This is a genomic window from Gelidimonas diazotrophica (assembly GCF_055694025.1).
This window is the reverse complement of sequence record NZ_CM146349.1, coordinates 14,216-28,485: the sequence shown is the minus strand read 5'-3', so window position 1 is coordinate 28,485 and position 14,270 is coordinate 14,216. Positions and strand designations below refer to the sequence as shown.

The window sequence follows — 14,270 nt, the reverse complement described above, 5'->3', positions numbered from 1 at the left end:
GTTTGCTCTCAGGGGGCTTGCAAGCGCTTGAAAGTGCGCGCCGCACGTGCTTTTAATAGGGCCGCGCCGGGCGCGTTGCCATTGTTCTCGGTCAATAGGGCCAAGTGGCACATGGCCTCATAGTGATCTGGCTGCAGATAGAGGCAGCGGCGCCAGCAGTCTTCGGCCGCAGCCACCTGTTTGGCACGCTCGCTCAGGATGCCGAGAATAAAATAGGCTCCGGCAGCATCGGGCACCAGGGTCAGGTGGGCGCGGCATTTCAGGTCGGCTTCCTCAAATAAACCCAGGTCGGCCAGCTTGCGCGCCTGTTCCAGCAAGTTTTCTGCTGCGGCAGGGGCCGCGATCTTCGGTACCTCCTTGACCTCCTTGATCGCCTTGGCTGCCGGCTTCGGCCGCACCGGCACTGCGCGCACCGGCGTGGCACGTACCGTGCGCGACGCGGGGTTGAGAGCACTCTTCCGGCGATGCGGCTGCGGAGACTGGGGCATCACCACCGAGCCCAGGTCTTTTTTCAGTGCGAACGCCTGTCGCTGCGGCAGCGCAACAAAACCGTGCTGGCAAAACGCCGGGACTTCGGCGTAACCTGCGAACAACATGCCATCGTCGGCCAAAATTGCTGTCAACTTTGCGATGGCCAGCCTCGTCGTCGGCTGGTCGAAGTAGATCAGTAGGTTACGGCAAAAAACCACGTCGTAATAATTGGCACGGGTGAGGGTGTTTATCAAGAGCAGATTGCCCTGTTGGAATCGAACCTGTTCGCGCAACGCATCGTTGATCTGGTAATCGTCTTCGCCAATATGCGAAAAATAGCGCTCGCGGAAACCCCTGTCCTGCGAACGGAATGCATTGCGCCCGTATATGCCGCTTCGCGCGCGCGCGATGCAGGACGGGCTCAGGTCGATGGCGTCGATGGTAAAACACTCGGCAGGCGTGCCCGCATCGCGCAGCGCCATCGCCATCGAGTACGGTTCTTCGCCGGCAGCGCACGGGATCGACAAAATGCGGACCGGCCGTGCCGCGCGCCGCAAACGCTCCTGAACAAATCGCGTGGCCACGGCGAAGGCCTGGGCGTCGCGGAACAGCCAGGACTCGGGCACCACCACCAGTTCAATCAATTGCATCAGCTCATCCGGCGTCAAGGCTTGCAGATAGCCGTCCGGGTCACTCAAGTGTTGCTGCGCCATGCGCTGCCGGACGGCGCGTTCGACCGTGGCCCGGGTCAGGTTCAAGCCGGTGAGCTGACGCAGCATGGTCTGGACTTTCATGCTGCGTGGGTTCCATTCTGAAAGAGAATGGTGCGCAGGGACGCGGGCAGCAGATGTTCCAGTTCGACCAGTTGGAGGATGCCATTGGCGTCGCTGACGACTTGGCCTAGAAATGGGGCCGCGCTTACGCCGCTGTCGGCCAGCACCGCGGCGTTAACGTCCTGGATTCCCAGCACATGCTCGGCCAGCAAGCCCAGTAAATGGGAAACGCCGTCCGGCGCAAGATAATTGACGATGATGATCCGGGTATCGAAGCAGTCCCGGCCAGGCGCCAGACCGGCCAGCCGGCAGAGGTGGATCACCGGCACCGATGCGCCGTGAAAATCCATCAGGCCGGCCACGTGCTCGGGCGCCAACGGCAAGTGTTTCAGTTCCAGCAAGGGCAAAACGCGGACGATCGAGCTCAGCCTGAGCCCGTAACGATCCGGCCCGATATGGAAGATCAGCACTTTCATGGTGTTAGACCGTGACCGCAAAATTGGAAACGCTGATCTGCAAATCGCCGGCCGCATATTGCAGTTGATGCACCGCTTCGCTGGTCGCCTTGAGAGACTCGACGGTTTGCTGGGCGTCGTCGTTCAGTTGCGTCATCGTCTCCGAAATTTGCGAGGCGCCGACCGCTTGCGACTGCATGCCCTGCAATACGGCGTCAAATTGCGGCGCCAGTTTCTGCACCTGGTCCATTACCGAGGACAGCTGCTCCCCCACCTGCCGCACTTCGCCGACACTGCGCCGGATCTCTTCCGAGAATTTGTCCATGCCCATCACGCTGGCCGACACCGCCGACTGCATTTCCTTGAGCATTTGCTCGATGTCCCAGGTCGAGACCGAAGTCTGGTCGGCCAGACGGCGGATTTCGGTGGCGACCACCGAGAAGCCACGTCCCGCTTCGCCTGCTTTTTCGGCTTCGATTGCCGCGTTCAAGGACAGAATGTTGGTTTGATCCGCGACCTTGGTAATGGTAATCAGGACGCTGTTGATGTTGCTGGCTTTTTCCGACAGCGCCGCCAGTTTGGCGTTGATCGAGTCGGTCGCCGAAACCATGTGCTGCATGGTCTGGTCCATGCGCTTCAAGTTGTTTTGCGCTTCCGCAGTGGCCGAGGTAGTGTAATCGGCGATCTGGGTGGCGTCTTCCATGGTCTTTAACAGCTGCGTGGTATTGGCCGAAATCTCTTTGGTAGTGCTCAGGATTTCCACGCTGGTCTGGGCTTGCTCGATGCCGGTTGCTTCCTGCTGTTTGGCCGAGGCGGCGATTTCAGTGGCCGAAGTGGTGACCTGGATGCCGGCTTTTTGCACGTTGTTGAGCAGGCTGCGCAGGTTCTCGAACATCTTCGCCAGGCCGTCGCCAAGCTGTCCGATGGTGTCGTTTCCGGTGATCGAGACCTTGCCGGTCAGGTCGCCCGAGGCAGCTTTCGAGACCACTTCCAGCAACGAACCGACCTTCGATTTGAGCGAGTTGTTGGCGCCCAGCTCATTGGCCTGGTTGTCCAGGATGGTTTGCGCCATGCGGTTAAATTCCAGCGCCACCTGGCCTAGCTCATCCTTCGAGAAGATGTCAGCGCGCGCCGCATGCTCGCCGCCGGCAATGCGGTTCACGGCATGGGTCAGATTATTGAGTGGGGACAGAATCGCCTTGGACAGCAGATACGCGATCGCCAGCGCCAGCACGATACATACGACGCCGCCAACCGATAGCAGCAGCAGCATGGCGCGTTGCAGCTGGGCTGAATTTTGCGTGCGCTCCGCCAGCAAGCGGTTTTCCTCAACCGAAACTTCTTCAAAGATCTTGCTCATTGCGGCGAGACTGGAAGCGCCGTCCTGCATCAGCTGCGAACGGCCTATCGTATCGGCCGCTCCGGGCGCGTTGCCGAGTGCGCGGCGCTTTTCGATCATCGGCTCGGCCACATTCTTGATGTAGTCATTGGCCAGCGGTTCAAGCTTTTTCAGACGTTCGTTCTGGACCGGATGATGGGCCGTCAAGGCAACGACCTTTTGGATATGCTTGTTGATGTCATCCATTTCATGCTTATCGAGAGTGAAGCGGCTCTCATTCCCGGACAGGACGTAACCCCGCGCGTCGGCCTGGATCTGGATGATGGCGTTGGCCACCCTGTCGGTCTCCAGCAAGATCTCCATCGTTTGTTTGTCCCACTCGTTCGCCTCCGACACGCGAATGAAATTGGTATAGGCCAGGGCGAGCAGAATCAAAATGATGGCTACGATGACCCCAAAACCAAGGTAAAGTTTATTTTTGATGCTCATGTCTTTAAACATGTTGTCTCCAGATCAGGACGGGTTCGCTTGCAATGCACCATTTTGCCATGCATGGCGTAGTATTTATAGAAACTATGCATTCGGGAAACAAAAGTAAAGCGTGCTGCCATCAAGACGGTCCGCAAAGCTGTGTGGCAAATGCCGCCGGATCGCTTATTTGCCGCATTTTTCGCGCGCGATCGCCGCATTGCGCATGCGCATCACATTAAGTTTGATGAAGCGGCGGGCGTTGGCATGGTTGTAGGCGCTGTCATCTTCGTTGAAGGTGGCGAGGTTCATGTCCACCAGTAGCCGGGTCCGGCCTCACAAAGTTTAGAAACCGACCATTCAAAGAACTTACGCCAAAGCATTTGTCGTTTAAATCGGCGAGCGGTAGCTATGTGAAGTGCAGCCGCCGCTTAGAATTACATCTAAGAAAGGCAAATACCGTCGGCATTACATTAATAACTGCGTCATAGAAAACCAATGACCGCAACCGCTGCAAAGCAGACATTGACCATCGAGACTCGAGCGGCAGCACCGGGTCGGTTGTTGCCGGTCGCCCTGATCGGCTTGGACCTCGATCGCGAAATACCTCTCAGCAACGAAACGCTCCAACTTGTGCGTTTTAGTCAAAATGAGGTTCAACAAACGAGCCTTTGTTGGACATTGCCTATGATAAAAGTTTACGAATTAGAAAAATTTGTTTACCTCGGAAAATGTATTCAAGAAATGAAAATCCCCGGCGAAGCGGGGATTTTGCTGATGTTTGTGATTGGCATCAGTCTTTATTCGCCATGCTTACAAGCATACCAAGTGACCAAAATAGCAGCTAGTGCTATTGCTGAAACTAATATATAGAATCCCATTTAATTTCCCCTAACCGAATTTTGGAAATAACCATCTCCTTTCCCATATTACATGCAGTCATGTCAGCCGAAGCGCACGGCAGAGCTACGCGATCGAATGCTGGCGGCTGGGTTGCCAATATGAACCGAACCGTCATTTGCAATTAGCGCGAGCACACGGTTATGGAATGCGAGCCGTTACATGTAGTGTTGGAAGGACCGTCGGGCTTGATGGTTGCTTTTTGTGCCGCTGCTAGCCCCTCTGACGCAGCGGCTGAATTCTGAACTTGCTGCAGAAATTCTCTGGCCAATCTTAAAGTTCAGGTTCGCTCGACTGGCGTTGCCATGTGACTCACCCGGTTTCGATCGCAGAAAGGATCTCCATCACACGTTTGTATCCGTCTTCACTTCCGATCACACTTTTCATCGGCTCGCCGCCAACTACAATATTAAAAGAGGTAAGCCACTGAACAGCCTCCAACGGATTCCCAAAAACTGAAATGGCCCGTTGCAGCACTCGCGTGAACCGTGCGCTATCCGCGCCAAATTCGCAACCCACCGGTAGCCCGGCATTCCATTCTTCACTGCGCTCCCATTCTTCACGCAACATTTTCTGGTACTTCAGGCCGTCCACCATACGCATGTCGTCGATCGACACCGGCGCATCAGATTTGTGAAGCACTCCCTTCAGATTTTCAATTGGTTCAGTTGTATTCCCAAGATCGATCGGTTCGGTCGGATCCTCATACTTGAGAACGGATCCTTTCAGTAACTTATGTAATTCCATTTGCGCAGCCGCCCGCATTTCTTCTCGCGAAACCGCTTTCTCTTGATGCTCAGCCCGCACATCAAAAACTCCTTCAATTTCAAGGTTTCGTGCCTCCATCGTTTCGACGGCGTAATGCAACCAGCTTTGATACCCTCGCGGCGGCGCTAAATTTTCCGGTCTATCGAACTCTTGCTGGATGCTGCCCGGCAGCGGGGCATCAAAATCTTCCGTGACTTCAAGTTTATCTTTGAGTGCTCCCGGCCGGCGGCCGGATTTTTCCATGACCTCGATCCGGTGATTTGATTCTTCGACGAACGTGGCTGTTTCATCAATCGAAGCGTGGGCTCTTCCGACGCTCCGATGCAAAGCCTTGATGAGGCTTTTCAGCAACATCTCGTCATCGATAACTTGCCGTTGTTCCGTTTCGATGCGCAACCACTGTCCAAGGTTTTGTTTCAGACAATCCTGGCACAGATCGATCGAAATGGCATTCCCATCGCCAAAGATCGATGAGTAGCCGGCCACAAATCCAATTGACTGAATTTCGAACCAGCCAGCGTCATTGGCTGTAAAACGCGTCTTACAACAATCACATGTGATTTCGGAGACGGCCTCTGTTGGGATCAGTTTGAATGTTTTCATAATGCAACTTTGTGCACGTGCAAATCGGACCCTGCAACATGCAATCCTTCGCGCTCCCAGTCTGCCCGCGTGTACCGATAACCTGGAAAAGCATCTTGCAACGTCACCTCTCGCTTAAGCAGGCGCCTTGTCAATGCCGCCAATTGACGGAGGTCGCTTACGTTGCGCACTTCGATTGGCGCACAGAAATTAACGAATCGGCTGTATTGACACCAGTGTGCGTTCAGTGCCGGCTCGATCTGAATGTTTACTGACCGCATGACCTGTTGCCGCACCAACTGCCATTGATTGCGCCCGTCTGTTTGCGCGCGCGGTTCATACACGGTGTGGATGATTTTCTTGCGAGATTTCCCAACTGTCTCGTAGACCGGCGTACCGTCACGCATGAAATTGTCGGATGGTAAATCCGCGGTCAGACGATCTGCCTCAGCATCAATGGCGTCTTCATACGCCATCCGTGGATGCGTCCAGGCCAGTGCCACACGGTAATCGTTCAAAACAAAGGTCACATCATCCCACCACGTCAATCGATCAGCAGGCAATCCATCATAGTGGTGAAAACACATGATTCCACCTTCAAAAGGGTCGCCTCGCCGCGCGCGATGGTACTGTTTTGCTCGCTGTTTCAGGCGTTCGACATGTGAGTTTTTCATCTTGATGATTCCTTCACTATATCAATCTGCCCCTTGGGCGCCATTAGAATAATCTCCCCCAAGAAGCCAGCGCCCAAAATCAGCCGTGAGCCATGTTTCCGCCAGTCGGAAATTGCCCCCAGATGCTGATGTTGGACTGACCCACCCTCAATTTCATCAATCCCAATGGTGGCAACGGGTTACAAGGTTTGCGGTTGGTGCAACAGAAGTCCGCACCCAAGTCAAAATGGAGCCGGCGTCAACAATTCGTATCTGCGCCGTCCGCTGTTACGTGTCACAAGAACCATACTTGGGTGCAACAAAATCTCTGTACCCTGGCCCAAATCGGATTGACACCAACACCTGGTCACCGCTACGTTAAACCGTCGTGCCGGAAGGACTGCCGGGCTCGATAACTACTTTTTGTATCGCTGCGATCATTGCCGCCGGGGCGTGGTCGGCCGGTTCGAGGCTGCGGCAATTTTTCAGCGCAGCAAGCTGTTCCGAGATGACCATATCCGATTCGACTTTCAAGCTCGTGGCCTCGCCAGGACCAAATCCCATGTCGGCAAAGACATTGCCGCCGACCGGGGTGACGTGCATGGATTTCTTTTCAGCGCGCATTTGTATGCGAACCTTTGAGCGCCTTTCGCACGCCATCGATCGCACCGGTTAGCGGCGCGAAGTAAAGGTGGAAGTCGTTGACGGCCAGTTCCTTCCAATTGGCAGCCTTCGACCGATTCGCTGCAGCCCTTATTCCGTCAAAAGCGCCAATGAACGGGGAGCAGAGCAACGTCCAGCCGTAGGCACAGCCTTCTTTGAAAGCGCGTGTGGATTTTTTCATCACTATCTCCTTGCGCTGCATGAGCGCCCGTAATTACATGACAGCAATATTTCCTTGCGCATGGCTTGGTTGCCATATCAACCCCGGCAAACCGGCACCCGTCCCCAACTCCAGGCAGGGACGGAGTCCAGAATTGATCCGCCTAGCCATCATGCATCATCCACCGATCACCGCCGCTTGCGCCCCGCCGTCGGTTTTTCTTGCGCCTGTGCGACGGGCGCAGTCAGAGGATAGACTCTCTCAAGAAGTTTGATTTGGCTCTCGTCGTCAGTGACCACCGAGTTGAGCAGTTTTTCACCGTCCACCCCTACATATACCATTTCTCGGTGTTGATGGCCCTGGATTTTGCCCCTCCAGATTTCTTTGAGCGTTATCATGCGCCAGGCTTTGATTTTGTTTGTACCCGGTGGCGCAAGCAGCGCGACCTGAATAATCTTGGTTGAGGAATCGCCGTGGATCTGTCGGCAAAAATCCAGTAAATCCTCCTCCTTCCAAAGGATCGATACTTGAGAGACCCACTCTTCGCCTTCCTTGACGGCGTAATTTACAAAGAAATAAGGTATGCACAGCTCCAGACTCACTAGACGCCAGATCTTGGATCCTGGGGCATGGCTGAATGGAAATGCTGGATATTCGTGACGATCTTCAGTAACTAACACTGCTTTGCCTTCTCAAAATTGAACACTATAGATTGTAGTCCTAAAGTGTTCATCATGAGTACATCGTGTCTTCAATGTGGAGGCGCCGATGGCACTACAAAAACAGTTTGGTCAGGCTTTGCAACGGGCTCGCAAGAGTCGAAAATTGACCCAGGAAGATTTTTCAATGGTTTCAAGCCGTACGTACCTCAGTAGCTTGGAGCGCGGCCTTAAGTCCCCGACAATTGAAAAAGTTGAACAACTGGCCTCCGTGCTGGAGATGCATCCACTCTCACTATTAGCTCTAGCCTATTTACCGACGGAAAAATACGATTTGGATGCATTGTTTACCCAAATTTCTACAGATATCCGTACGTTAAACGAACAGTTGAAAACATCACACGCTGATTTAAGTTAAATTGCTAAACTATGAGGCTCGCTTTACTGTCAAGCTAGAATATAAGCGCTTCAATGTGCAGTCCCATGACCAGCTAAAGCGTGATTGCATGGCAGATTTGAATGATAATGAGCCGACAGTTTGGATGTGAACATATGAACATGTGGCCATTTTGGCTTAAGAATCGGTGGCCGTTCTAGTGAGAATATGCAATATGAGCGAACCCGCTTCTGCCCATTGCGTGGGGGGCTGCTGGTCGCGCAACTGATAGATCTAGGATGCTCCTGTGAGAGGCCCAGTCAAGGCAGAACGGAATAGTTCAGCTTGCCATCGTCTGTCAGTGAGCACCGGAATGCATGCCGGCTCGATGGTTGGACAGATTTGTTACCAAATCGATAGTAGTCACTCTCGTCATCGACCTCTAAATCCATGTTAACCGCGATAACGTGATTTTCTTTTTTTATTTTTATCAGGGCATTGGTCAGTTTGGTTAAATCGGATTTACGCTGACTCTTCATGGTAAACGGATCGAAGTGGCAGATCAGTAGTTTCTCAATCAAGTCAGCCTCTGGCGCTACTTCGATGTCATTAGTCATCGAATTGCTAACGATGAAGACAATCCCGCCATCGGCGGTAGCTGTGTGGTGTCTAGCATGGAATATATTAGAAAACAGGAAGACATCGTCCTGTTTGTCTAGAGCAGCGGTCAACGTATCCGAAAGGCCCCGGTGGTTCCCGTCAATGACTCGTGCACCTGGACTTTCGGTCTTGCCGACGTATGACACTATGGAGTCGATCCCTAGGTTGATACCTAGATCGAGTAAAAGAGTGTGGATAGGTACGGTAAGGTCTCTGCCTTCGCTGCCACGGAATATGATTTGAAGCTCGGTGTTCTCGATTTTGGGGCGAATTCCCAGTCCGTGGGCGCTCAAGTAACCATGGGGTATGACAATGTTTAGCGGTTTTTTTTCAGAGCCGATCTGTATCGGTGCCACCACGTTTTTGGACCAGAAGGCGTAACGAGGTTGTTTTGCAATCCGTATCCGAGTTCGGGTCACAATAAAATATACGACGTCGCGGTCAGAATAATCATCGATCTCCTTCTTGAGCAGTTCCAAATATTTCGCTATTGCTGTGCGCAGTCCACCTCCTTCTGGCGCTTGGGGTAGTAGGCTGTTCCATATCATGGTCGTGCGCAACAAACGGATTTTCAATGTCTTCGGCAATTCGCGATAGCCTGGCATATCGCCGAATCCGGTAAGCATTCCTCGTAGAGTCAAACTAGTTCTCCTGAATTGGTGAGTTAGGAAGCCCATTCCGATGTGCTAGTTGAGTGTCGGAGGTGGACTTACCTATAACGCACGAGAGAGAGATAATTGTTATACGGAAATATTCATGATACTCGACGCTGGCCGGGCGCGGCACGTACGAAGCAGGGCAATCACGCTATGACATTTATACTTCCCGTGTCCTAAAGAGTAGTGCCTCCCGATATGGCAAATCGGAGAGCGTGCGCATCTTACGGCGCCGAATACTGCCCTTGTTGGAAGTATCTTGCTACGGCAGGTTGAGCGCAGTACGGCGTATCAATCAGGCCAAGATTGACCGCAACCGCTGCATAGCTGTTGTAGGGGCGAAAAACCTGAACCGCTCTTGTGGGTCTTGGATTGTCAATGCCGGGATAAACGTGTACCAAATGGCGCGTTAAAAGTGTACCAATCCAGATTAATAAATAGAGCCGTCCAGGCCTTGGCTTTTCCTCTTCAATACCACCGTCACTGCCTGGCAGTCATGGGGTCACGGGCGCAGCGCAGCGCAGCCCGTTTCCTCAAGACGTGGCATCGGTGTTTTCCGAACCGGACTCTCCTTTCTCACGTTGGGCGTTTGATTTAGCGTTCATCTTTTTTGAGATCCACCAATTGCTGTCGCTACTTCATAAATTTTTAATGGCATCGAACAACTCCCAGGCCCTTCTCAATTTAGGGCGGAGATACGCGATCTCGACTTGTTTAACTAAGCAACTTCCTGAGACAATAATCTAAGGCTCAGCGCCCATCTTGCGATTGGCGGTAATGTATTGGCTGTATTTTTCGAGTTGCACGATCAATCTTTCGCAAAATATCGTCATTTTTTCGTTTTACTGGGATGTTTTGATTTGGGTATCTCCGCTCCTACAATCGCTGATTTCTCATACAGGAAAGTCTTATTGCTATTAGGGATATCCAGTACAAAGCCAGGAATCCCACATTCATTCAAATAAGTTGAGACCCTTATTGCAGTCGTTTCTAATTCCCGGCTCAATTCGGAGGCAAATATATAACGGCTCCTAAAAGCATCCAGTTCACACTCAGGGACGAGTAGTTCCGCTCTTACTTGTCCTGCGATACCGAAGAATCGTTTGTCACGTAAGAGTGCAGCGACAACCCTTTTTCCCAATCCCAACACACGAGCCACGTCCCCCGAATTCACCATATTCCGTTCGCCCATTTCCAGTGACTTTGGACGAAAATGGACTAAGTCAGATTTGAGAAATACATAATCAAATATTCCACACAATTTCTGGGCACGTCCAACAGGAATCAATCGTCCATCTAAGACGGCACGAACCACAGCAGGAAAACCTATTTCGTTGCCAATCCAAGATACAACGGCGTGACGTAGAAAAATATACTTTCCACTAGGCTTCGAGATAACAGGTACGCACCGAAATTTTGCAAATGCCATTTCAATGCAATTAACTTCACATTTTACAAATGACCATGCCATCCATGGTCCCGACATTCCATTCTGTTTATATTTTAAAATTCCAGCTTTACCAAGCGACATGACCGCGTCTCCTGTGACACCAAGAGTTTTCTCCACATAACTCCGAGGAACCATAGTTGCCTCACTTTTAATCCATTCTTCTAGGCTCTTCCGCTCTATCCACGTTTCGCTCTTGGCAGTTTTTCCCTGTGGCTTGAAAACCCCGCGCAGAGTTCCGTCATTCACAAGCCTTACAAATGTTTTACGTGCAGTTCCTTTGACCATTTTCTCTGCTTGAGTCGCCGATACCCAACGGCTCGTATTAGTACTGTTCTCAAACCTGCGACTTCCGCTACGAAATTGGCCACCCCACTCGACATCGACAAAATTCTCAAAAACCTCTCGAATGAAATCGAATTGGGAAGCTGACAGCTCTTTGAACAAGTATCGATAGAAGGATCCAAAGGCGTGGGAAAGTTTTAGATGGAAAGAATTACCTACCAAATTGCGGTCTCTTACTTGGCTCAAGCTGGAAAGCAAACCATGAGGCCAATTCAGTAGGATGGCATGCGCATTTTCTACAATTTTATTTGAATCTTGCAAGGTTAGCCCTGGCCTAAAAGGCTGGGGGGCACCCCGAGAGAGGAGGTGGGAAGCGTTGCCTAAAAAAACGATCACACGGAACAGATCTCCTAGTTGGAGCCGCCGCAATGTTGGAGGATACTTGGTGTCCTCATCATGACGCTGGCATACCTTCTCGCATAAAAAATTGTCTTTAATCAATGAAATAATTGCGATGCTGGCGTGAGAAGCAAACTTCCTCTCCGAACAACGTAGATCGAATCCACAGTTGCAAAGATGCACCCGAGGCCTGTACCACGAAATTGGTTTTTCACACTCGGGGCACCGATTAATTAACTCGCACTTATGTATTGGACAAACCGACACAAGCATCAGATCCCATAATGCGTAGCACACGGATGTCTCTGCCAAACATACTGAACAAACGCGCGGGCTGGTCATATTGAGATATGTTCGACTAATTATCTGGCCAAAAAAAGAGCGGTAACTGCGAGCATTCGCACCTTCGACCTTGTAGTAAAAATGTCTCCTGATCTCAGCGGGCTCGATCCGAAAAAAATGAGCGTATCGAGTCATTGCTTCATTTGTATCGAGCGCGTACGTTTCAATACCAGCGATCTCATTTATTCGCGCAATCCCTGAATATTCGAGAACGCCCGTTGCTCGCAACAAGAAACCTCGACCGCTTTCGAATGGTATTGGTGCAACACGAAACAACGATCTTACGTAGGGGGGTGATTGAATATCATCTACCATCTTAAATTCCGCTTTGTAATATGGAGGCAATCTTTCCGCTCAGCCCGTGCTCGATGTTGTGAGTCAATTTTGATTGTCTCAGCAATTCAACTGCAACGAAGAGGGAAGGATTTTTTTCAAATAAGAACTGACGGCAATCATCGATTCTCGGACCTGAGACAGGATAAATATTCAGCTGCATCAATCTGCGTATTAGTGACGTCGACGAGGTATCGAGGGAAGCTGCAAGGTCGCGCCCGAAAATAAAACGCCCGTTAAACATCGCAATATTCTCGGCCGGCACACGGGAGGTGCGTCTACGTTGCATCACTACTTTTTCGACTTTGAGAAAACCGTTTCTAACAAGTGCATAAACAACCTCTTCCTTGACTTTCAGATCTGATGCAGCCTGTGGTACGGAAATCGAATTTGGCGGTGAAAGTTGCGAATCTTGATACCAAGTTTTCAGTTCGTGTTTGAAGAAAACCATCCCGCTGACGCCTTTGGAATTCGCATGAATGCCTATCGCGTGCAAATCCTTACTGAGAATTGCTATCAAAAGATAAGCGATTGCGCGGTCACTCCATTTCCAGTAGCGGAATACATGAAGTAAGGTCACTTCATTTGGGCCGACCAAGGTGATTTTTTTTGCGTCTTTTCGATATCACGAAATCTATCAAACACGTGGCGTGGTACGTTCCACGGGCATCCAACGCCCCCCGATCTGCGGGCAGATGGCACAAGCCATACAATTATTGCCGCCATTCTTTTTTTGCTCAAACCAAGGATTTGTGCCGCGGTCTTCATATCGATATCGCCGGAATGCTCTATGGATGAAGCCTTTAAATCCTCCCGTCTGACGACCCAAAATGAACGACCAGATAATCCTTGGCTGTGCTCGGCAGCAATATGGCCTTCCGCAATCAAACACAGGAGTCGACGCTTAGATACCTTTAACATCTCGCAGGCGTGATTTGCCGGCATCCACGCTAATCGGTCTAACAACTCTGGCGCTAAATACGTATTGCGACGACTTATTGCTCCTCTCCAATGGGCACTGATGAAATCCGCGAATGCGTCACGTAAGAACAAGTACTCTTTCTCTGGGAACGCGCGATAAAGAACTGCGTAAAAATGCCCAAAGCGCCCACTCATTTTTCCTCGGCCAAAATCACGTTTTTGTTCTTGCATGCGTTCTAGCATTTGGTAAAAGGCGTTTGGCCAATTGCTAAGGATTTCTGCCGCTATGCTCGTAACGCGCCAAGACACCTCCATTTGATCCAGGTTAGAAATTTTTTGGGGGCGGCGTTCAGGCTGGATGGTGCCATAAGCGCCGAATAGTCTTACAACGCGCTGCAGTTGGTCTATCGATAACTGCCTAAGCACCTTCAAAGAATTCTCACCAAATTTTTTGTCTACTGATGCCGAGAGGACGCGGGCAAGCAGGCATACGGCAGCGGGACAACTAGCTGTTTGATTGGATAGAAGCGACGCCCCACAACGGCAGTACAGAAGTTTCATGCGCTCCCATGATATGACGTCGTTGCAAACGGAGCACCTGTCTACGAGCCACGTGGCATGCTTCGGACAGGCATCAACAAAAAAGAGCTCCCAAGAAAAATGCCATCGTCGCGTCTCGCTAAGACAGGTTGGGCAAAAGCGAGCGGAACGAAAATTCCACGCCCTTCGCTGCATCTGAATTGACTGCGCAATTTCTTTAACGTATGGGCCAAGTCCGTCTCTTGCCGTCGCGTCCTCCAGACATCCCCAGTTTTGTAATGTGTCTTCGTGAAAAAAGAATCCAAGAGTATTTAACTCCCTAATCGTAAGACCATTCGCTTCTGCAAGCCGCAAGGTGAAACCTTGAGGACTCTCATCGATTTCGAGACAGGGCCGAAGTAGCATTCTTGACATTGCTGC

Annotated in this window: 15 protein-coding genes and 2 pseudogenes; 2 read left to right on the top strand and 15 right to left on the bottom strand. The window is 51.4% G+C overall.

The features are described 5' to 3' along the window. Positions 1-8 precede the first annotated feature (8 nt). From KGFNPO_RS00150 to KGFNPO_RS00135, 4 genes are all read right to left on the bottom strand, one after another. The gene (locus KGFNPO_RS00150) at positions 9-1,265 is read right to left on the bottom strand and encodes a CheR family methyltransferase (protein ID WP_472632554.1); all 1,257 of its coding nucleotides are present in this window, start codon (positions 1,263-1,265) and stop codon (positions 9-11) included. After that, positions 1,262-1,720 carry a chemotaxis protein CheW gene (locus KGFNPO_RS00145; protein ID WP_472632553.1) on the bottom strand — a complete coding sequence of 153 codons (459 nt, stop codon included), beginning with the start codon at positions 1,718-1,720 and terminating at the stop codon, positions 1,262-1,264. The genes KGFNPO_RS00150 and KGFNPO_RS00145 overlap by 4 nt, the downstream gene beginning before the upstream one ends. Positions 1,721-1,724: 4 nt before the next feature. Beyond that, positions 1,725-3,539, bottom strand: a complete 1,815-nt coding sequence (locus tag KGFNPO_RS00140; protein ID WP_472632552.1) for a HAMP domain-containing methyl-accepting chemotaxis protein — start codon at positions 3,537-3,539, stop codon at positions 1,725-1,727. Positions 3,540-3,692: 153 nt separating this feature from the next. Next, positions 3,693-3,818, bottom strand: a complete 126-nt coding sequence (locus KGFNPO_RS00135; protein WP_472632551.1) for a hypothetical protein — start codon at positions 3,816-3,818, stop codon at positions 3,693-3,695. 186 nt (positions 3,819-4,004) lie between these two features. Between KGFNPO_RS00135 and KGFNPO_RS00130 the strand changes: the two genes are divergently transcribed. Continuing rightward, positions 4,005-4,379 (top strand): hypothetical protein, encoded by a 375-nt coding sequence (locus tag KGFNPO_RS00130; protein ID WP_472632550.1) that lies wholly within the window; start codon positions 4,005-4,007, stop codon positions 4,377-4,379. Positions 4,380-4,718: 339 nt separating this feature from the next. On the opposite strand, the gene KGFNPO_RS00125 is transcribed toward KGFNPO_RS00130, so the two are convergent. From KGFNPO_RS00125 to KGFNPO_RS00105, 5 genes are all read right to left on the bottom strand, one after another. Beyond that, on the bottom strand, positions 4,719-5,777 hold the full coding sequence (locus KGFNPO_RS00125; protein ID WP_472632549.1) for an antitoxin Xre/MbcA/ParS toxin-binding domain-containing protein: 1,059 nt from the start codon (positions 5,775-5,777) through the stop codon (positions 4,719-4,721). Further along, complete coding sequence (locus KGFNPO_RS00120) at positions 5,774-6,430, bottom strand: hypothetical protein (protein WP_472632548.1); 657 nt, start codon at positions 6,428-6,430, stop codon at positions 5,774-5,776. The genes KGFNPO_RS00125 and KGFNPO_RS00120 overlap by 4 nt, the downstream gene beginning before the upstream one ends. A 357-nt stretch (positions 6,431-6,787) precedes the next feature. After that, on the bottom strand, positions 6,788-7,033 hold the full coding sequence (locus KGFNPO_RS00115; RefSeq protein ID WP_472632547.1) for a hypothetical protein: 246 nt from the start codon (positions 7,031-7,033) through the stop codon (positions 6,788-6,790). After that, a complete protein-coding gene (locus KGFNPO_RS00110) occupies positions 7,023-7,253 on the bottom strand; it encodes a hypothetical protein (RefSeq protein WP_472632546.1) in 231 nt (76 codons plus the stop codon). The genes KGFNPO_RS00115 and KGFNPO_RS00110 overlap by 11 nt, the downstream gene beginning before the upstream one ends. Positions 7,254-7,420: 167 nt before the next feature. Beyond that, positions 7,421-7,912: a hypothetical protein gene (locus tag KGFNPO_RS00105; protein ID WP_472632545.1), complete on the bottom strand. Its 492-nt coding sequence runs from the start codon at positions 7,910-7,912 to the stop codon at positions 7,421-7,423. 88 nt (positions 7,913-8,000) lie between these two features. Between KGFNPO_RS00105 and KGFNPO_RS00100 the strand changes: the two genes are divergently transcribed. Beyond that, complete coding sequence (locus tag KGFNPO_RS00100) at positions 8,001-8,309, top strand: helix-turn-helix domain-containing protein (RefSeq protein WP_472632544.1); 309 nt, start codon at positions 8,001-8,003, stop codon at positions 8,307-8,309. Between the two features lie 278 nt (positions 8,310-8,587). Here the strand turns inward: KGFNPO_RS00100 and KGFNPO_RS00095 are convergent, their stop codons facing one another. The 6 genes and pseudogenes from KGFNPO_RS00095 to KGFNPO_RS00070 all read right to left on the bottom strand — a co-directional run. Beyond that, the gene (locus tag KGFNPO_RS00095; protein ID WP_472632543.1) at positions 8,588-9,568 is read right to left on the bottom strand and encodes a hypothetical protein; all 981 of its coding nucleotides are present in this window, start codon (positions 9,566-9,568) and stop codon (positions 8,588-8,590) included. A gap of 844 nt (positions 9,569-10,412) precedes the next feature. Continuing rightward, positions 10,413-11,636, bottom strand: a complete 1,224-nt coding sequence (locus tag KGFNPO_RS00090; RefSeq protein ID WP_472634556.1) for a hypothetical protein — start codon at positions 11,634-11,636, stop codon at positions 10,413-10,415. A gap of 324 nt (positions 11,637-11,960) precedes the next feature. After that, positions 11,961-12,371, bottom strand: a pseudogene (locus KGFNPO_RS00085) (TniQ family protein); the annotation flags it as partial. 1 nt (position 12,372) lies between these two features. Further along, positions 12,373-12,987, bottom strand: coding sequence for a hypothetical protein (locus KGFNPO_RS00080; protein WP_472632542.1), 615 nt, complete (start codon positions 12,985-12,987; stop codon positions 12,373-12,375). Continuing rightward, entirely contained in the window at positions 12,966-13,871 is a 906-nt protein-coding gene (locus KGFNPO_RS00075; protein WP_472634527.1) for a helix-turn-helix domain-containing protein, read from the bottom strand. Before KGFNPO_RS00075 ends, KGFNPO_RS00080 begins: the two co-directional genes overlap by 22 nt. Positions 13,872-13,934: 63 nt before the next feature. Further along, a pseudogene (locus KGFNPO_RS00070) lies at positions 13,935-14,255 on the bottom strand (TniQ family protein); the annotation flags it as partial. Positions 14,256-14,270: the final 15 nt, after the last annotated feature.